This window comes from Streptomyces sp. NPDC025784 (assembly GCF_055558435.1).
In genome coordinates, this window is sequence record NZ_JBVHMN010000012.1 from 89,341 (window position 1) to 106,740 (window position 17,400).

The window sequence follows — 17,400 nt, forward strand, 5'->3', positions numbered from 1 at the left end:
GCCGGACGGGCCGGGAAGCCCGCCCGGCACCCGGGGACGGGGCCGTTCGGGCCGGCACGGTTCCTCGGCGGGGCCGCCCCGGCGGCCTCAGCCCCGGCGGCGGCGGGCCAGGACCACCACGCCGGCGCCCGTGGCGAGGAGCGCCGCCGCCCCGGCGGCGATGTACGGGGTCGTCGAACTTCCCCCGGTCTCCGCGAGATTCGCCTCCGCGGGCGCGCCCTGCGGCTTCACGTCGGCCACCGGGTCGCCGGGCCCGGCCGGTGCGGCCGGCGCCGACGGGGCCTCGCAGGTCGCGCCCGCGAGGGTCAGGGTGCCCTCGACCTCGGCCACGTTCAGCTTCAACGGGTTGATGGAGACCTTGAGTTCGAGGGCGGAGGCGGCGGCCGTACGGGTCGTCGTCCGCGTCTTGGACAGGTCGAGGCGGACCTCGCCGACGCCGGGCACCTTGACCTCCGTCGGCCCGCCCGCCGAGAGCGTCACCTTCTTGCCGAGCACGGTGACCGATCCGAGCAGGTTCGCGGTGGCGACGGGCTTCTTCCCGGCCTCGCACGTCGCTTTCGACGTCACCTGCTCGACCTCGATGACCGAGAGCAGGGGCAGTCCGGGGACGTGGACCGCCGCGTGCGCGAGGGTGGTGGAGCCTTCGGCCTTGTCCGCCGACACGGTGGCCTTGGCGGTGGCGACGTCGGCGCGCAGCACGCTGAACGGGCGTCCTCCGTCGACCCCGTCCAACTGGGCGGTGAGCGCGGTCTTCTGCGCGCTCTGCGGTGCCTGCACCTCGTTGAGGGAGACCGCGAGCGGGACGTCCGCGGTCTTGTTGAGCAGGGAGACGTCGAGTCCGGTGCGGAGCACGACGGCGCTCGCGCGACCGTGGTCGGTGGTCGCGTGGGCGGTGCCCGCGCCGGCCAGCGCCGCGGGACCGGCGGCGAGGGCGGTGGCGGCCGCGGTGGCTGCGAGACGGCGTGCGGGCAGGCGGAAGCTGTTGGTGTTCACGGGTGGGACCCCCATGGGAGAAAAGCTCGGGACCCGGAAAGAATTGCGCACTGAGAGTGAACAGTCAGCGACCTTCCGCCACTTCACTCCAACGTGGGAATTCCGCGAACTTATTCGAATCTCCCGGCACGCTTGTTCCCCACCGTCACCCGGACCACCCCAAGGAGGCGAAAGCGCCGGTCGGAGCGCCGGAGTGCGCGCAGCAGTGCACAACGAGCGGCCCGGCCCACCCGTCACCGTCAGTCAACGGACGGAGTCCGGCCGACGGACACGTGCCGGCCGGCCCGGGTCGGCGGACGGACGCCGGTCCACACGGTCGGCGGGCGGGCGCCGGCCGAGCCGGGCGACCTGAGTCGGCCCGAGGGCGCCGGGTCAGCCGACGACCTGCCCGTTCAGGACCACCCGCCGCGGAGCGGCGAGGACCCGGACGTCCTCGCGGGGGTCGCCCTCGTAGACCACGAGGTCCGCGGGCGCTCCTTCGTCGAGGCCGGGCCGCCCGAGCCAGCGGCGGGCGCCCCACGTGGTGGCGGAGAGGGCCTCCACGGGCGGGATGCCCGCGGTGACGAGTTCGGCGACCTCCGCCGCGACGAGCCCGTGCGCGAGGGTGCCGCCCGCGTCGGTGCCCACGTACACGGGGATTCCTGCGTCGTAGGCGGCGCGCACGGTGTCGTGGCGCCGTGCGTGCAGCTGCCGCATGTGGGCCGCCCAGCGCGGGTACTTGGCCTCGCCGCCTGCCGCCAGGCGCGGAAAAATGGCGATGTTCACGAGGGTCGGGACGATGGCGACGCCTCGCTCGGCGAACAGCGGGACGGTGTCCTCGGTCAGCCCGGTCGCGTGCTCGACGCAGTCGATGCCCGCCTCGACGAGGTCCCGGAGCGAGTCCTCCGCGAAGCAGTGTGCGGTGACCCGCGCGCCCAGCCGGTGCGCCTCGGCGATCGCGGCCTCGATAGCGTCGCGCGGCCAGCAGGCGCTCAGGTCGCCGGTGCCCCGGTCGATCCAGTCCCCCACCAGCTTGACCCAGCCGTCGCCGCGCCGGGCCTCCCGGGCGACGTACGCGACGAGGTCCTCGGGTTCGATCTCGTGGGCGTAGTTGCGGATGTAGCGGCGGGTGCGGGCGATGTGACGGCCCGCACGGATGATCTTCGGGAGGTCCTCGCGGTCGTCGATCCAGCGGGTGTCGGACGGCGATCCCGCGTCCCGGATGAGGAGGGTGCCGGCCTCGCGGTCGGTGAGGGCCTGCTTCTCGGCGACGTCCGGCTCGACGGGGCCGTGGGCGTCGAGCCCGACGTGGCAGTGCGCGTCCACCAGGCCGGGCAGCGCCCAGCCCTCGACGGTGCGCACGTCACGGGCTCCCGCCGGGCGCTCGTACGTGACCCTCCCGCCGACGACCCAGAGGTCGTCCCGGACGTCGTCGGGCCCGACGAGCACCCGCCCCTTGACGTGCAGCACCGCGCGATCGCTCATGCACCGCACCTTAGTTCGTGCCGTACGGGCGGGCGCTACGAGCCCTTTTCGGCCGCGTCCGGCGCCTCCTCCTCGACGTCCGCCATCGCGGGGTCGAGCAGCCGGGACAGGAAGTGGCGGGTGCGTTCGTGGCTCGGGGCACCGATGACCTGGGCCGGGGTGCCGTCCTCGACGATCACGCCGCCGTCCATGAACACGACCCGGTCGGCCACCTCGCGGGCGAACGTCATCTCGTGGGTGACGACCATCATGGTCATGCCCTCGTCGGCGAGCATCCGCATGACGGCGAGCACGTCGCCGACGAGCTCGGGGTCGAGTGCCGAGGTCGGCTCGTCGAAGAGCATCACCTCGGGGCCCATGGCGAGCGCACGGGCGATGGCCACGCGCTGCTGCTGGCCGCCGGACAGCGAGGAGGGGTAGGCGTCCGCCTTCTCGGCCAGGCCCACGCGGTCCAGGTTGGCCGCCGCGATCCGGGCGGCCTCGGCCTTGTCCCGCTTCAGCACCCGCCGCTGGGGCAGCGTGAGGTTCTCGGTCACCGAGAGGTGCGGGAAGAGGTTGAACTGCTGGAAGACCATGCCGATGCGGCGGCGTACGGCGTCGATGTCGACGTCCGGGTCGGTGACCTCGGTGCCGCCGACGAAGACCTGGCCCTCGGTGGGCTCCTCCAGCAGGTTGACGCAGCGCAGCAGTGTCGACTTGCCGGAGCCGGACGGGCCGATCACGCAGACGACCTCGCCCTGCCGGATCTCCAGGTCGATGCCGCGCAGCACCTCGTTGTCGCCGAAGGACTTGTGCAGGTCGCGGACCTGGATCTCCGGAGCACCGCTTGCACTCATCGGGTGGCCTCCCCCGCCTTGGCCTCGAGACGTCGTACGACGAATCCGAGCGGCACGGTCACCAGCAGGTAGCACAGGCCCGCCACCAGGATCGGTGTGGAGTTGGCGGTCTGGCTCGCCAGGTCGCGCCCGAACTTGGTGAGTTCGCGCTCCTCCAGCGTGACGCCGAGGAACAGCACCAGGGAGGAGTCCTTGAACAGCAGGACCAGTTCGTTGGTGAGCGGCGGGATCACGATGCGGAACGCCTGCGGGACGACGATCGAGACCATGGCCCGCGCGTGCGAGAAGCCCAGGGAACGGGCCGCTTCCATCTGTCCCTTGGGGACCGCCTGGATGCCGGCGCGGATCGTCTCGGCCATGTACGCGGCCGAGACCAGACCGAGCGCGAGCGCGACCTTGCCGTAGGTGCCGCCGGGGATCTCCGTGCCCGGGAAGGCCAGCGGCACCGCGACGCCGACGAAGACGAAGATCAGCAGGGCGGGCAGGCCGCGGAAGATCTCGATGTAGATGCCGGCGAGCCAGCGGTAGGGACCCACCGGCGAGAGCCGCATCAGGGCGATGACCATGCCGAGCACGAGACCGAACACGAAGCCGGACATCGTGTAGAGCACGGTGTTCTTCAGCGCCAGCGTGATGACGTCCGGGAACATCTGCTGGACCAGGTCCCACTGGGCGAACTGGTTCTTCAGACGTCCCCAGTCCGCCGTGGCCGCGAGGACGGCCACGGCGGCGATGAAGACGGCGTACTGGACGCCGCGCGACAGCGCGCGCTTCTGCCGGCGGGTCAGGCCGGACCTGCGGGGCCGGACCTGTGTGTCGGCACCGCTCATGAGGCGGACGGGGAGGCGGCGGCCGCGGACGCGTCGTACGGGCCGATCCACTTCTCGTACAGCTTCTTGTACGTGCCGTCGGCCTTGGCGTCCTTGATCGCCTTGTTGATGGCGTCGACGAGCTTGGTGTTGCCCTTCTTCACCGTGAAGCCGTACTGCTCACCGGTGTCGAGGTTGTCGACGACCTTGAAGGCGTCGGCGGTGGCCTTGTCCTTCAGCCAGCCCTGCACGACCGGGTAGTCGATGACCACGGCCTGGACCTGGCCGGTGCGCAGGCCGTTGATGACGGCGTCGGAGGACTCGAAGGAGACCGGGTCGAAGCCCTGCTTCTTCGCGTACTCCTCGCCGGTGGTCTGCGCCTGGGCGCCGAGCTTCTTGCCCTTGGCCTTCACGTCGGCGAGGGAGTCGATGCCGCTCTTCTTGTCGACGAGGACGGCCTGGGTGGCGTCGAAGTACGGGTCGGAGAAGTCGACGTTCTTCTTGCGCTCCTCGGTGATCGTCATGCCGGCCGCCGCGAGGTCGCACTGGCCGGAGTTGAGGAACGCGCCCGTCTTGAAGTTCTCGAAGGGGGTGTCGACGATGGTCTGCTTCACGCCCAGGTCCTTGGCGACCAGGTCGATCAGCGAGACGTCAAAGCCCTGCACCTTGCCGTCGATCTCCGACTGGAACGGCGGGTACGGGAGGTGGGTGCAGGTCGTGAGCTTGCCCGCCTTGACCACGGGGACGCCCTTGGCGGTGCCGCCGTCCTTGCCGTCCGAGGAACAACCGGCCACGAGCAGCAGCCCGGCCGTGGCGGTGGTGGCGGCCAGAATGCGCGTCCGGCGTCCGAGGACCGAGTTCACGGGGGACCTCCTGTGGGGGAACTGTGGGTTCCGATTATAAGGAAAGGTTTGGGTTGCTCAAATCAATCCGATGGTCAGGTGGCCGTCCGGCCTCGGATCCCGCACCCGGGAAGGGCCGCCCGGCCACCGCTCACGCGTCCCGCGCGGGCGGCGACGGACGGTCCGGTCGCCGGGGCGGCCTCCGGTTACGCTCACGACGAGTCCCCCCGCGCACCCGCGCTGGAGGCACGCACCCGCGTACCGGACCCGTGAGCGAAGAGAGCACCGCCGTGACCCACCCCTTCCTGGACCTGGCGCCGCTGAGCGCCGCGCACTTCGCCTCGATCGAGGACCGCGTGGCCGGGCTGCTCTCCACCGAGCAGGACGTCGTGATCATGCAGGGCGAGGCGCTGCTCCCGCTGGAGGGGGCCATCCGCGCGACGGCCGGTCCCGGCACGACCGCGCTCAACGTGATCACCGGCCCGTACGGGCAGACCTTCGGCGACTGGCTGCGGGACTGCGGCGCGACCGTGATCGACCTGGCGGTGCCCTTCCACTCGGCGGTCACCGCCGAGCAGATCCGCGAGGCCTTCGCCGAGCACCCGTCGATCGACTTCGTCTCGCTCGTGCACGCAGAGGCGGCCACCGGCAACACCAACCCCGTCGCGGAGATCGGGGAGGTCGTCCGGGAGCACGGCGCTCTGTTCTACCTGGACGCGGTCGCGTCGATCGGCGCCGAGCCGGTGCTGCCGGACACCTGGGGCGTCGACCTGTGCGTGATCGGGGCGCAGAAGGCGATGGGCGGCCCCGCGGGCGTGTCGGCGGTCTCGGTGAGTGAGCGGGCATGGGCACGGATGGCCGCCAACCCGGCGGCCCCGCGCCGGTCGTACCTGTCGCTGCTGGACTGGAAGCAGCGATGGGTCGACGGCGGCCGCAAGGCGCTGCTGCACGCGCCGGCGCAGCTGGAGATGCTGGCGCTGGAGGCCTGTGTCGAGCGCATCGAGAGCGAGGGACTGGGCGCGGTGATGGACCGCCACGCCTCGGCCGCGGCGGCGACCCGGGCCGGGGCGCTCGCCCTGGGCGGCGGCCTCGAGCCGTACGTGTACGCGGCCTCCGACGCGGCGCCGGTCGCCACCACGCTGCGGGTGCCCGCCGGGGCCGACGCGTCCGCGCTGGTCGCGAAGGCGCTGGCCGCCGACCCGGTGCTGCCGCTGGTCGCGGGCGGGGGTGCGCTCGCCAAGGAGATGATCCGGGTGAACCACTACGGGCCCGACGCGACGCGGGGCGTCGTCCACTCCAGCCTCGCGGGACTGGGGGCCGCGCTGGCCGAGTCCGGCTTCCCGGTGGACCTGGAGGGGGCACGCCGGGCCGTGGCGCAGGCCTGGGACTGAGCTCCCGCCGGTTCCCCGGCGTCCGGTGGAGCGCCTCCACCGGACGCCGCCCTGCCCGTAGCGACCCGCGGCCCTCCGCGACGGTGACGGGAACGGGTCGGACGGAACACTCACCGAAAAGAAATTCAGGGCCACTCCGTCCGCTTATCCATATATTAATCAAGTGCAGCTTCCCGTATTCTTCTGCCCGCTTTTTCTGGCCCTAAACGCAAAGATTTCGCGAACGCCAACCGGCGTAATTCGGGCAGGTCTCTTACACATTAATCTCCTGTGACGCACTCCACAACGCATCCCTTTCGTGCGGTATTTTCCGGACAGAACGGTATCTAACATCGCGTTCTCGCGCGCTCACCCGCGGGCGCGTGATAACACACAGACAAGCCTCCCGTAACCCCTCGCGGCGATGCAATTTCAGCTTTCCCTCGGTAAATTCAATTCGCATGACCGCCGCACAAGCAGACCTGCCAGCGGAATTCCGGGAAATGCCGGAGGGCCTTCGGATCGACCGTCCCGAGGTGGCCGACGGGGCCGCGCTCTGGCATCTCGCCAAGAACTCCGGAACCCTCGACCTGAACTCCTCGTACAGCTATCTCCTCTGGTGCCGTGACTTCGCCCGCACGTCCGCGGTCGCACGCGACGCGCAAGGGACGCCGGTCGGCTTCGTCACCGGGTACGTCCGCCCCGAGCGCCCCCGCACCCTGCTCATCTGGCAGGTGGCCGTCGACGAGGCCCATCGCGGACGCGGACTGGCCGCGGCCCTGCTCGACGGCCTGACCGCCCGGCTCGCCGAGGAGAGCACCCAGGCGCCGACCGCCCTGGAGACCACCATCACGCCCGGCAACACCGCCTCCGAGCGCCTGTTCGCGTCGTACGCCCGACGCCACGGCGCGACCGTCGAGCGCGAAGTGCTGTTCGGGACGGCCCACTTCCCCGACGGACCGCACGAGCCGGAAGTGCTGCACCGCATCGGCCCGCTCTCCCTGTGACCCGCGCCGACCTCCCTTCGAGACTTCGCCGATCCCCCTCCCCCCACGTTCCGAGGAGCGATTCGCTGTGACCATCACCCAGCCCGACCTGAGCGTCTTCGAGACCCTGGAGTCCGAGGTGCGCAGCTACTGCCGAGGCTGGCCCACCGTCTTCGACCGGGCCCGGGGCAGCCGGATGTACGACGAGGACGGCCACGAGTACCTGGATTTCTTCGCCGGCGCGGGGTCCCTGAACTACGGCCACAACAACCCCGTACTGAAACGGGCGTTGATCGACTACCTGGAGCGCGACGGCGTCACGCACGGCCTCGACATGTCGACGACGGCCAAGCGCGGCTTCCTGGAGACCTTCCAGAACCTGATCCTGCGCCCGCGCGACCTGCCGTACAAGGTCATGTTCCCCGGGCCGACGGGCACCAACGCCGTCGAGTCCGCGCTGAAACTGGCGCGGAAGGTGAAGGGGCGCGAGGCCATCGTGTCCTTCACCAACGCCTTCCACGGCATGTCCCTCGGGTCGCTCGCCGTGACCGGCAACGCGTTCAAGCGGGCCGGCGCGGGCATCCCGCTGGTGCACGGCACCCCGATGCCCTTCGACAACTACTTCGACGGCCAGGTCCCGGACTTCCTGTGGTTCGAGCGGCTCCTGGAGGACCAGGGCTCCGGCCTCAACCAGCCCGCCGCGGTGATCGTCGAGACCGTGCAGGGCGAGGGCGGCATCAACGTCGCGCGCCCCGAGTGGCTGCGCGCCCTCGCCGACCTCTGCGCCCGCCGCGACATGCTGCTCATCGTGGACGACATCCAGATGGGCTGCGGCCGCACCGGCGCCTTCTTCTCCTTCGAGGAGGCGGGGGTCGTGCCCGACATCGTCACCGTCTCGAAGTCCATCAGCGGATACGGCCTGCCCATGTCCCTGTGCCTGTTCAAGCCAGAGCTGGACATCTGGGAGCCGGGCGAGCACAACGGCACCTTCCGCGGCAACAACCCGGCGTTCGTCACCGCCGCCGCGGCACTGGAGACGTACTGGACCGACGGCTCCGCCATGGAGAAGCAGACCCGCGCCCGCGGCGAGCAGATCGAGCAGGCGCTGATCTCCATCACCGAGGAGAACCTGGCCGACGTCAAGGAGTACCGAGGCCGGGGACTCGTGTGGGGTCTGGAGTTCAAGGACAAGGCGCGCGCGGGCCGCGTAGCGCAGCGCGCCTTCGAACTCGGGCTGCTCATCGAGACGTCCGGTCCGGAGAGCGAGGTCGTGAAACTCCTCCCGGCGCTCACCATCACCCCCGACGAGCTGGACGAGGGGCTGCGCACCCTCGCCCGCGCCGTCCACGAGACGGCCGCCTGACCGCGTACGGCAGCCGTACGACGCGCCCACGTCCGCCGTACGCCCCCGCGTGCGGCGGCCGTGCGCAGCCCGCACCAGCAGAGCAGAAAGGCAGCAACGCACCGTGATCGTCCGATCGTTCAAGGACATCGAGGGAACCGACCGTCATGTGAAGGCGAAGTCCGGCACCTGGGAGAGCAAGCGCATCGTGCTCGCCAAGGAGCGGGTCGGCTTCTCCCTCCACGAGACGACTCTCTACGCGGGTACCGAGACGTCGATGTGGTACGCGAACCACATCGAGGCCGTGCTCTGCGTGGAGGGCGAGGCCGAACTGACCAACGACGAGACCGGCGAGAAGCACTGGATCACCCCGGGGACCATGTATCTCCTGGACGGTCACGAGCGCCACACCATGCGCCCGAAGACCGACTTCCGGTGCGTCTGCGTCTTCAATCCGCCCGTCACCGGACGGGAGGACCACGACGAGAACGGCGTCTACCCGCTGATCACCGAGGAGGTGTGAGACAGATGACCACCGTCGCCGAAGTCACCGATCTTTACCCCAGCCGCGGCGCCACGGAGGTGTCCGTACCCCGCAAGGACCCGGTCGTGTGGAGCGCGCCGGGCGAGCCCGGCCCGATCACGGTGCACGATCTCCAGTGCTACGAGCGCGACGGCTTCCTGCCCGTCGAGGAACTGCTCGCCGACGACGAGGTCGCCGTCTACCGACAGGAGCTGGAGCGCCTCGTCGCCGATCCGGCGATCCGCGCCGACGAGCGGTCCATCGTGGAGCCGGCGTCCCAGGAGATCCGCTCCGTCTTCGAGGTGCACCGCATCAGCGAGGTCTTCGCCCGGCTCGTGCGCGACGAGCGCGTGGTCGGACGGGCCCGCCAGATCCTCGGCTCGGACGTGTACGTCCACCAGTCGCGGATCAACGTGAAGCCGGGCTTCGGGGCCAGCGGCTTCTACTGGCACTCGGACTTCGAGACGTGGCACGCCGAGGACGGTCTGCCGAACATGCGGACGGTGTCCGTGTCGATCGCGCTGACCGAGAACCACGACACCAACGGCGGACTCATGATCATGCCGGGGTCGCACAAGACGTTCCTCGGGTGCGCGGGGGCCACGCCGAAGGACAACTACAAGAAGTCGCTGCAGATGCAGGACGCGGGCACGCCGTCCGACGAGGCGCTCACCCGTTTCGCCTCACGGCACGGCATCAAGCTGTTCACCGGCAGGGCCGGTTCGGCGACCTGGTTCGACTGCAACTGCATGCACGGCTCGGGCGACAACATCACCCCGTTCCCGCGCAGCAACGTCTTCATCGTGTTCAACAGCGTGGAGAACGCGGCGGTGGAGCCGTTCGCGGCGCCGGTGCGCAGGCCCGAGTTCATCGGGGCACGGGACTTCACACCGGTGAAGTGACGTCCGCGCGTGGCCGGTGCCTCCCGGGTGGGGAGGCACCGGCCACGCGCGTGTCCGGGCAAAGAGCTTCGTAGGAGCGGGAGTTGAAGTCCGACGGTGGGCCGGGGAGCCGGATGCGGCCCATCAGCGGTCCGGGTGCTGGTGCCGCGGCAGGCAACGTTTGCCCGTCAAGGAGCGGCGTCCGGTGCGTGCTCTCGGTGTGCCGGCCGGAAGTCCTCGTACCGGACGTACTTGGGCTTTCGGCCGGTGCGGCGAGAGTGCGTGCCGGGCGTCGCGACGGGGCGAACGTTGCCTGCCGCGGCACTAGAGCCACGCCAGTGACGCGGCGCGCTCCAGCACGGCCGTGACGGCGGCGGTGTCCCCCACCGCGCCCCGGGGCACCTCGCCGGGCGCGTACCGTCCGCCGATCAGCAGGCAGAAGTCGACCGGGTCCAGCACGAGTTCCGCCGCCACGGGCTCGTCCTCGGAGCCGAGCACCCACTGCGCGTCGCGCCCGCCGCCCGCCGGCGCGAACAGGACAGGCGCCGCCGTGGGGCCGAGCGCCCTGCCGAGGATGCGCACCGCCAGCCGGACGAGCTGCCACAAGTGGGGCTCGGGCGGCGGGGGCACGGCGACCCCGAGGGCCCGGCCGATGTCGTCGGTGTGGATCCACGCCTCGAAGGCCCGCACGACGAAGTGGTCGGCCAAGGGAAGCCGTACGCCCATCAGCGTGGTCGCGTGCGCCGCCCGTCCGGCGTCGGCCGCCTCCGGTGCGGCCAGGAGCGCGGCGGCCTGCGCGGACCAGACGGCGACGGTCTCGGCGGGGGGCCGGGCCCGCTCGTGCGCGATCACCTCGGCGGTCCGCGCGGCCCAGGCCGCTTCCCAACCCTCCTTCTCGGCGTCTCCGGACCGGGGCACCAGCGGCGCGAGCCCCAGCCGTCGCGCCAACGGTTCGTCCGCCGCGATGAGATGGGCCACCGTGGCCTGCACGTCCCAGTCGTGCACGACCGGCGTCGACCAGCGCCTCGGGTCGTCCAGCTCCCGCAGCAGCGCTCCGAGCCCGGCGACGGCCGCCGCGTACGGGGCGGCGTGCGCGCCGACGCGGGGAGCGGCGGGGCGGGCGCGGCGGGCCGCGGCGAGCAGGGCGGGCGGGAGGCCGGCCGCACCGTCGGGTCCCGTGGGCCGGCCCCGTCCGGCCGGTGCCTTGTCCCGGGCGCCCCGTGCCGCGCGGCCGGTCCCCGCCCCGTTCACCGGGCCGGCCGCCGGGCCGGGGGGTGTGGCGCGCGGGCCGTCCAGGAGCCGTACCGTCTCACGCAGGCGTTCCGCCTCCGCCGCGCAGGACTCGCACGCGGCGAGATGCCGGGGGACGGTCCTCTCGTCGGCGGGGGTCAACGCGCCGACGGCCCAGGCCGCCAGCAGGTCCCGTACCGCCTCGTGCTCGCCGCTCATCGTCCACCGCCCTTCCGGGGCACGGCCGGCAGCACGGCCGGGCCCCGCCCCGCTGGGGCCACGATACGCACGCCCGGCCCGGCCGGGACCGTCCGCGCCGCCATCACGCGCCCCTTTCCAGGGCCGGGTCCGGCGGATCGGCCAGTGACTCGGCGAGCTTGCGCAGGGCCGATCGCAGCCGGGTCTTCGCGGTGCCCTCCGGGATGCCCAGTTCCACCGCCGCCTGGCGGTAGGTGCGACCCGCGAAGTAGGCGAGATGGACCACCTCCCGCTGGGGCAGCGGGAGTTCGGCGAGCGCACTGTGCAGCAGCAGGGCGCGCTCGCGGTCGACGACGGTCTCGTCGGGACCGGGCCCGGAGTCGGGGATGGCGTGCAGCGCGGAGTCGTCGGCGCGGGCGTCCTTGCGGTGCCGGGCCTCGCTGCGCACCCAGTCCACGGCCCTGCGATGGGCGAGCATGGAGAGCCAGGTGCGCAGCGAACCCCGGCGCGCGTCGAAGGCGTAGGGCCGGCTCCACAGGTGGGCGAAGACCTCCTGCGCCACGTCCTCCGCGGCGGCCTGGCTGCGCGTGACGCGCAGGGCGACCCGCCGGACCAGCCCGCCGTAGGCGGCGTACGCCTCGCCCAGCGCGGACTCGTCCCCGTACACCAGCCGCCGATGCAACTCGGCGTCGACGAGCGTAGGTTCCACCGGCACCACCACCTCGTGGTGCCCTTCCTAGCGCCCCGCCGGACCCCGCGCCAGGGGGCCGGGGCGGGCGCACGGTCGCTCAGCCGGACAGCACGTCCAGCAGGCGGTCGACGTCCGCAGCCGTGTTGTACAGGTGGAAGGCCGCCCTCAGGTTGCCCGCGCGGTCGGAGACCTCGACCCCGGCACGGCTCAGATCGGGCTGCCGGTGACCGAGCCCGGGGACGGAGACGATGGGCGAGCCGGGGGCCTGGACGGGTTGCCTGCCCAGCGTGAGCAGGCCCGCGCGGAAGCGGTCGGCGAGGGCGAGGTCGTGGGCGTGCACGCGCTCCACGCCCAGCTCCTCGACGAGTTCCAGCGACCGTCGCGCTCCCGCGTAGGAGAAGAGCGCGGGGCTCTCGTCGAACCGCCGTGCGGAGTGCGCCAGTTCCTCGACCGGGCCGTAGCAGCTGTCCCAGGGGGCCTCGCCCGCGACCCAGCCCGCGAACACCGGCGTGAGGCCGCCGAGGTCCTCCGGGACGACGAGGAAGGCCACGCCGCGCGGGCAGACGAGCCACTTGAAGGCGACGGAGGAGACGTAGTCATGGGCGTCCGCCCGCAGGGGCAGCCATCCGGCGGCCTGGGACGCGTCGATGTACGTACGCGCCCCGTGCGTCCGCGCGGCGTCGCGGATCGCCTCCAGGTCCGCGATCCGGCCGTCGGCGGACTGCGCGGCGCTGACGGCGACGAGCGCCGTGCCGGGACGGACGGACTCGGCGATCCGCTCCAGCGGTACGGCGCGGACCTTGAGGTCGCCGCGGACATGGAAGGGGGTGACGACGGAGCTGAAGTCCGCCTCGGCCGTCAGGACTTCGGCGCCCGGCGGCAGTGAGGCGGCGATCAGGCCGCTGTACACGGCGACGGAGGCCCCGGCGGCCACCCGGCTCGCCGGAACCCCGACGAGCCGCGCGAACGACGCGCGGGCGGCCTCCACGTCGGCGAACATGTCGGAGGGCTGCCCGGCGGCGACGGACTCGACGGCGGCCCGCATGGCGGTCACCGTGCGGGCCGGTACGAGTCCGGTGCTCGCGGTGTTCAGATAGGTGTTCTTCGGGGCGAACTCGGCTCGGACGAGGGTCTCGAAGGTCTCCATGGGTCCACTCTGCGGCCCCGGGAACTCCCCGTCCATTGCGGATTTCTGCGTGGTTCCGCCAAGGAACCCTTATACGTCCGCCCCGACCTGCGATTTTCAGTGCCCGGGCACGGCGCAGCCGTCGGGCCCGCAGGCCTCCGCGTCGGCGGAGCCCTGCTGGATCAGCTTCAGCGGCTCGCGCTCGCCCCATGCCTGGGTGAGCGCCTGGGTGAAGACCTCGGCGGGCTGGGCGCCGGAGACGCCGTACTTACGGTCCAGGACGAAGAAGGGGACGCCGTTCGCGCCCAGCTCCGCCGCCTCGCGCTCGTCGGCACGGACGTCGTCGGCGTACGCGGCCGGGTCGGCGAGCACCGCGCGGGCCGCGTCGGCGTCGAGCCCGGCGGCGACGGCCAGCTCCACGAGCCGCTCGTCGTCGTCGAAGACGGTCCGCTCCTCCGCGAAGTTCGCCTTGTAGAGCAGGCCGATCAGCTCGTCCTGGCGGCCCTGCTCCTTGGCGAGGTGCAGCAGGCGGTGCATGTCGAAGGTGTTGCCGTGGTCGCGGCCCCGGGTGCGGTACTCCAGGCCCTCGGCGGCGGCCTGCGCGCCCAGGTTCTCCTCGCCGGCCTGCGCCTGTGCCTCGCTCATGCCGTACTTCTTGGTGAGCATCGTGAGCACGGGCTGGATGTCGCCCTTGGCGCGGCCCGGGTCCAGCTCGAACGAACGGTGCACGACCTCGACGTCGTCGCGGTGCGGGAAGGCATCCAGCGCCTTCTCGAAGCGGGCCTTGCCCACGTAGCACCACGGGCAGGCGATGTCGCTCCAGATCTCGACGCGCATGTCTCGGCTCTCTCCAGGTCGTGCGGGTACCGGCGGACCCTCGGGCGGGTCGGTGTGTGAACGTTCAAGCGGCTCGTCGTATTCCGTGCCGGCCGGTCCGCACCCCGAGGTGTCGCGAGACCGCTCCCCCGGGCTCTCCGCGAGGGGCGCCCGGTCACTTCCCCGGCGCCGGCACCGCGTACCGCAGGAAGAGGTGGTGGTCCCCCTCGGCCGGCGTGTTCTCCGGGTCCGGGAACCAGCCCTGGCGGGCGTAGAAGGCCTGCGCGCGCCGGTTGTCGACGTGCACGTCCAGGGTGGCCGTGCGCTTTCCGTCGGCGCTCCACTCCTCGACGCACGCCCTGTGCAGCTCGGTGCCGATCCCGGCCCGCCAGTGGTCGGGGTCCACGTGGAACTGGAACAGCTTGACGGTGTCGGCCGCGGCGCCCTCGGCGGTGCGGAAGGAGGCGACGCCGGTGATCCGGCCGCCCTCGACGACGCAGAGCACGTGGCCGTCCGGCCGCTCGATGGCGCCGCGCCAGGCGGCGAGCCAGTCCGTGCCGTCCTGCGGTACGCCGTCCGGGTAGTAGGTGGCCCGCGCACGGGCGTGCAGTGCCGCGACGACGTCGGCCTCGGCGGGCAGCGCGGTTCTGATCACACGGCTCACACAGCTGACACGGTCTTCGATCATGCAGGCCAGGACGCTCCCGGTCAGGCCGCGGTTCCCAGCCTGCTGAACTGGGCGCGGTAGGCGCTCGGGGTGAGCCCGGTGCGCCGGACCAGGTGCCCGCGCAGCGAGTCGGCCGTGCCCAGACCGCAGGCGCGGGCCACCTGGTCCATCGGGAGCGAGGTCGTCTCCAGGAGTTCCTTGGCCCGTTCCACTCGCTGGTGCAGGAGCCACTGCAAGGGGCTCACTCCGCTCTCCGCGTGGAAGCGGCGGGTGAGCGTGCGCACGCTCACGCCCGCGTGCCGGGCGAGGTCGGTGAGCGTGAGCGGCTTGTCGAGGTTGCGCATCACCCAGCCGCGGGTGTCGGCGCAGGCCTCACCGCGCTCGGGCGGCAGCGGGGTCTGGGTGAACTGGGTCTGTCCGCCGGGCCGTACGGGTGCGACGAGCGCGAGCCGCGCGACCCGGTTGGCCGCCGCGGCACCGTAGTCGGTGCGGATGATGTGCAGGCAGAGGTCGATTCCGGCGGCGTATCCGGACGAGGTCATGATCCGGTCGTCCTGGACGTACAGGACGTCGCCCTTGAGGTCGAGGGCCGGGTAGCGCTCGCGCAGCTCGTCCGCGAGTTGCCAGTACGTGGTGACGCTCCGGCCGTCGAGGAGTCCCGCCTCGGCGAGCACGAAGGCGCCGCTGCAGATGGAGGCGATCCGCTTGCCGGCGGCGTCCGCCTCGCGCACGGCGGCCACGGTGGCCGGATCCGGCTCGTACCGCCGCCCGGTGCCCGCGACGATCACCGTGTCCGCGTCGGACACCGCGTCCAGGCCGCGTCCGACGTGCAGGTCGAGTCCGCCGGTGGTGGCGATCGGGCCCGGGCGCGGGGTGCACACGGCCAGTTCGTAGCCCGGCCGTCCGCCGGCCTCGACCTTCCCGAAGAGGAGCTCGGGGATGGCGAGGTTGAACATCGACACGGGGGACGGGGCGATGACGGCGATGCGGTGCGGTGTCCCCTGCGTGACGGACATGGCCAGAACCTCCGGACGTATGGCATTCGGGCCACTACTGTAGGCGGACGCTCTTCCGCAGCATGAGGGCATGTCAACGAACCCGGCCACCGAGGCGCCCCCGTCCGACACCCGACTCCCGTCCGTACCGGGCCGGTCGCCCGGGCAGTCCGCCTCGCTCACCCTCGTCGCCGCCCTGCTCGGCTTCGCGCTCATCACCCTCGACGCGTCCGTCGTGAACGTGGCGCTCCCGTCGATCCGGGCCGATCTCGGCGGCGGGATGTCGGGCCTGCAGTGGGTCGTCGACGCGTACACGCTGGCGTTCGCGGCGCTGATGCTGTCCACCGGGGCGTTCTCCGACCGGGTCGGGGCGAGCCGGGCCTACGGCATCGGGATCACGGTGTTCACCCTGGCGTCCATGGCCTGCGGGCTGGCGCCGAACCTGCCGGTGCTGGTCGGTGCGCGGGTCGCGCAGGGTGTCGCGGCGTCCGTGGTGCTGCCCGCGTCGCTCGCCCTGGTGCGCCAGGCGTATCCGGACGCGGCCCGTCGGGCGCGGGCGGTGTCCCTGTGGGCCGCGGGCGGCTCGGTCGCGGTGGCGCTCGGCCCGGTGGCGGGCGGTGCGCTGACCACGCTGTGGGACTGGCGCGGCATCTTCTTCATCAACGTGCCGCTCGGCGCGGTGGCCTCGGCCCTGCTGGTGCGGGCGCCGCGGTCCCGTCCCCGGCCCGCGCCGCTCGACCTGCCCGGCCAGCTGACGGCCGTCGTGGCGCTCGCCGCGCTGACCTTCGCGGTCATCGAGGGCGGCGGGACCGGGCTCGTCGCCCTGGCGGTGGCGGTCGTCGCGGGGGTGGTCTTCGTCCGCGTCGAGGCGCGGCAGCCGCAACCGGTGGTCCCGCCCGGACTGTTCCGCAGCCGGCAGGTGACCGTCGTGGTCGCCGCGGGCGCCGCGTGCAGTGTGGCCTTCTACGGTGTGGTGTTCGTGTTCTCCCTGTTCTTCCAGCAGGTCCAGGGCCGCTCCCCGCTGTACGCGGGGCTGATGTTCCTGCCGATGACCGGCCTGATCGCGGTCACGAACGTCGTGGCGGGCAAGCTGGCGGGCCGGTTCGGGCCGCGGCTGCCGATGCTGCTGGGGCAGTCGCTGGCCGCCGGGGGACTGCTGCTCCTGCTGGCCGTCGGTCCGGCGACGCGCCCCTGGGCGGTGGCGCTGCTGCTGGTGCCGACGGCCCTGGGGTGCGCCCTGACGGTCCCGCCGCTGACGGCCGCGATGATGGACGCGCTGCCGTCCGCGCGCGCGGGGCTCGCGGCGGGCGTCCTCAACTCGGCACGCCAGGTGTCGGGCGGGCTCGCGGTCGCCGCCTTCGGCTCCCTGGTGTCCGGGGACTTCGAGTCCGGGATGCGGGTGAGTCTGGCGCTGAGCGCGGGGTTGCTCGCGGTGACGGCCGCGGCGACGGTCGGCCTGCGGACGCCTCGCTAGCCGGTGGACGCGGGCGCCTCGTCCATGGCCGGTCCCGGCGGGCGCCCTGCTTCCGGCTGCACCCCGCGGGCGCTGTCTCCGGCTGCACCCCGCGGGCGCTGTCTCCGGCTGCACCCCGCGGGCGCTGTCTCCGGCTGCACCCCGCGGGCGCTGTCTC

17 protein-coding genes are annotated in these 17,400 nt (G+C 72.4%); 6 read left to right on the top strand and 11 right to left on the bottom strand.

What is annotated here, in order from left to right; all coding sequences use genetic code 11:
- Positions 1 to 87: 87 nt before the first annotated feature.
- The 5 genes from ACZ4IF_RS26160 to ACZ4IF_RS26180 all read right to left on the bottom strand — a co-directional run bounded on the left by ACZ4IF_RS26160 (position 88) and on the right by ACZ4IF_RS26180 (position 4,965).
- Positions 88 to 993 (bottom strand): SCO1860 family LAETG-anchored protein, encoded by a 906-nt coding sequence (locus ACZ4IF_RS26160; RefSeq protein WP_467567269.1) that lies wholly within the window; start codon positions 991 to 993, stop codon positions 88 to 90.
- A gap of 372 nt (positions 994 to 1,365) precedes the next feature.
- Positions 1,366 to 2,457, bottom strand: a complete 1,092-nt coding sequence (locus ACZ4IF_RS26165; protein ID WP_467566879.1) for an amidohydrolase family protein — start codon at positions 2,455 to 2,457, stop codon at positions 1,366 to 1,368.
- A gap of 35 nt (positions 2,458 to 2,492) precedes the next feature.
- Entirely contained in the window at positions 2,493 to 3,293 is an 801-nt protein-coding gene (locus tag ACZ4IF_RS26170) for an amino acid ABC transporter ATP-binding protein (RefSeq protein WP_467566882.1), read from the bottom strand.
- Positions 3,290 to 4,123 (bottom strand): amino acid ABC transporter permease, encoded by an 834-nt coding sequence (locus tag ACZ4IF_RS26175; protein WP_359504501.1) that lies wholly within the window; start codon positions 4,121 to 4,123, stop codon positions 3,290 to 3,292. The genes ACZ4IF_RS26170 and ACZ4IF_RS26175 overlap by 4 nt, the downstream gene beginning before the upstream one ends.
- Positions 4,120 to 4,965, bottom strand: a complete 846-nt coding sequence (locus tag ACZ4IF_RS26180) for a transporter substrate-binding domain-containing protein (protein WP_359504504.1) — start codon at positions 4,963 to 4,965, stop codon at positions 4,120 to 4,122. Before ACZ4IF_RS26180 ends, ACZ4IF_RS26175 begins: the two co-directional genes overlap by 4 nt.
- Before the next feature lie 269 nt (positions 4,966 to 5,234).
- On the opposite strand from ACZ4IF_RS26180, the gene ACZ4IF_RS26185 reads away from it, so the two are divergent.
- The 5 genes from ACZ4IF_RS26185 to thpD all read left to right on the top strand — a co-directional run bounded on the left by ACZ4IF_RS26185 (position 5,235) and on the right by thpD (position 10,067).
- The gene (locus ACZ4IF_RS26185; RefSeq protein WP_359504518.1) at positions 5,235 to 6,335 is read left to right on the top strand and encodes a pyridoxal-phosphate-dependent aminotransferase family protein; all 1,101 of its coding nucleotides are present in this window, start codon (positions 5,235 to 5,237) and stop codon (positions 6,333 to 6,335) included.
- 440 nt (positions 6,336 to 6,775) lie between these two features.
- Complete coding sequence (gene ectA, locus ACZ4IF_RS26190; RefSeq protein WP_467566886.1) at positions 6,776 to 7,321, top strand: diaminobutyrate acetyltransferase; 546 nt, start codon at positions 6,776 to 6,778, stop codon at positions 7,319 to 7,321.
- A gap of 67 nt (positions 7,322 to 7,388) precedes the next feature.
- Positions 7,389 to 8,663: a diaminobutyrate--2-oxoglutarate transaminase gene (gene ectB / locus ACZ4IF_RS26195; protein WP_359504509.1), complete on the top strand. Its 1,275-nt coding sequence runs from the start codon at positions 7,389 to 7,391 to the stop codon at positions 8,661 to 8,663.
- 103 nt (positions 8,664 to 8,766) lie between these two features.
- Complete coding sequence (locus tag ACZ4IF_RS26200; protein WP_095933457.1) at positions 8,767 to 9,165, top strand: ectoine synthase; 399 nt, start codon at positions 8,767 to 8,769, stop codon at positions 9,163 to 9,165.
- A gap of 5 nt (positions 9,166 to 9,170) precedes the next feature.
- Positions 9,171 to 10,067 carry an ectoine hydroxylase gene (gene thpD / locus ACZ4IF_RS26205; protein ID WP_359504512.1) on the top strand — a complete coding sequence of 299 codons (897 nt, stop codon included), beginning with the start codon at positions 9,171 to 9,173 and terminating at the stop codon, positions 10,065 to 10,067.
- 303 nt (positions 10,068 to 10,370) lie between these two features.
- On the opposite strand, the gene ACZ4IF_RS26210 is transcribed toward thpD, so the two are convergent.
- The 6 genes from ACZ4IF_RS26210 to ACZ4IF_RS26235 all read right to left on the bottom strand — a co-directional run bounded on the left by ACZ4IF_RS26210 (position 10,371) and on the right by ACZ4IF_RS26235 (position 15,790).
- Entirely contained in the window at positions 10,371 to 11,495 is a 1,125-nt protein-coding gene (locus ACZ4IF_RS26210; RefSeq protein WP_467566890.1) for a maleylpyruvate isomerase family mycothiol-dependent enzyme, read from the bottom strand.
- A gap of 103 nt (positions 11,496 to 11,598) precedes the next feature.
- Positions 11,599 to 12,195 carry an RNA polymerase sigma factor gene (locus ACZ4IF_RS26215; protein ID WP_095933460.1) on the bottom strand — a complete coding sequence of 199 codons (597 nt, stop codon included), beginning with the start codon at positions 12,193 to 12,195 and terminating at the stop codon, positions 11,599 to 11,601.
- Positions 12,196 to 12,262: 67 nt separating this feature from the next.
- Entirely contained in the window at positions 12,263 to 13,348 is a 1,086-nt protein-coding gene (locus tag ACZ4IF_RS26220) for an aminotransferase class V-fold PLP-dependent enzyme (protein ID WP_467566894.1), read from the bottom strand.
- A gap of 60 nt (positions 13,349 to 13,408) precedes the next feature.
- Complete coding sequence (locus tag ACZ4IF_RS26225; protein WP_467566897.1) at positions 13,409 to 14,128, bottom strand: DsbA family oxidoreductase; 720 nt, start codon at positions 14,126 to 14,128, stop codon at positions 13,409 to 13,411.
- A gap of 154 nt (positions 14,129 to 14,282) precedes the next feature.
- Positions 14,283 to 14,795, bottom strand: a complete 513-nt coding sequence (locus ACZ4IF_RS26230) for a GNAT family N-acetyltransferase (protein WP_467566900.1) — start codon at positions 14,793 to 14,795, stop codon at positions 14,283 to 14,285.
- 20 nt (positions 14,796 to 14,815) lie between these two features.
- Positions 14,816 to 15,790, bottom strand: a complete 975-nt coding sequence (locus ACZ4IF_RS26235; protein WP_467566903.1) for a GlxA family transcriptional regulator — start codon at positions 15,788 to 15,790, stop codon at positions 14,816 to 14,818.
- A 70-nt stretch (positions 15,791 to 15,860) separates the two neighbouring features.
- On the opposite strand from ACZ4IF_RS26235, the gene ACZ4IF_RS26240 reads away from it, so the two are divergent.
- Positions 15,861 to 17,243 carry an MFS transporter gene (locus ACZ4IF_RS26240; protein ID WP_467566906.1) on the top strand — a complete coding sequence of 461 codons (1,383 nt, stop codon included), beginning with the start codon at positions 15,861 to 15,863 and terminating at the stop codon, positions 17,241 to 17,243.
- Positions 17,244 to 17,400: the final 157 nt, after the last annotated feature.

What these genes read in the sequence shown, in the direction of transcription:
- ACZ4IF_RS26165 (WP_467566879.1), bottom strand. Translation starts at nt 2,457, where the DNA reads ATGAGCGATCGCGCGGTGCTGCACGTCAAGGGGCGGGTGCTCGTCGGG.
- ACZ4IF_RS26170 (WP_467566882.1), bottom strand. Translation starts at nt 3,293, where the DNA reads ATGAGTGCAAGCGGTGCTCCGGAGATCCAGGTCCGCGACCTGCACAAG.
- ACZ4IF_RS26175 (WP_359504501.1), bottom strand. Translation starts at nt 4,123, where the DNA reads ATGAGCGGTGCCGACACACAGGTCCGGCCCCGCAGGTCCGGCCTGACC.
- ectA (WP_467566886.1), top strand. Translation starts at nt 6,776, where the DNA reads ATGACCGCCGCACAAGCAGACCTGCCAGCGGAATTCCGGGAAATGCCG.
- thpD (WP_359504512.1), top strand. Translation starts at nt 9,171, where the DNA reads ATGACCACCGTCGCCGAAGTCACCGATCTTTACCCCAGCCGCGGCGCC.
- ACZ4IF_RS26210 (WP_467566890.1), bottom strand. Translation starts at nt 11,495, where the DNA reads ATGAGCGGCGAGCACGAGGCGGTACGGGACCTGCTGGCGGCCTGGGCC.
- ACZ4IF_RS26220 (WP_467566894.1), bottom strand. Translation starts at nt 13,348, where the DNA reads ATGGACGGGGAGTTCCCGGGGCCGCAGAGTGGACCCATGGAGACCTTC.
- ACZ4IF_RS26225 (WP_467566897.1), bottom strand. Translation starts at nt 14,128, where the DNA reads ATGCGCGTCGAGATCTGGAGCGACATCGCCTGCCCGTGGTGCTACGTG.
- ACZ4IF_RS26230 (WP_467566900.1), bottom strand. Translation starts at nt 14,795, where the DNA reads ATGATCGAAGACCGTGTCAGCTGTGTGAGCCGTGTGATCAGAACCGCG.
- ACZ4IF_RS26235 (WP_467566903.1), bottom strand. Translation starts at nt 15,790, where the DNA reads ATGTCCGTCACGCAGGGGACACCGCACCGCATCGCCGTCATCGCCCCG.
- ACZ4IF_RS26240 (WP_467566906.1), top strand. Translation starts at nt 15,861, where the DNA reads ATGTCAACGAACCCGGCCACCGAGGCGCCCCCGTCCGACACCCGACTC.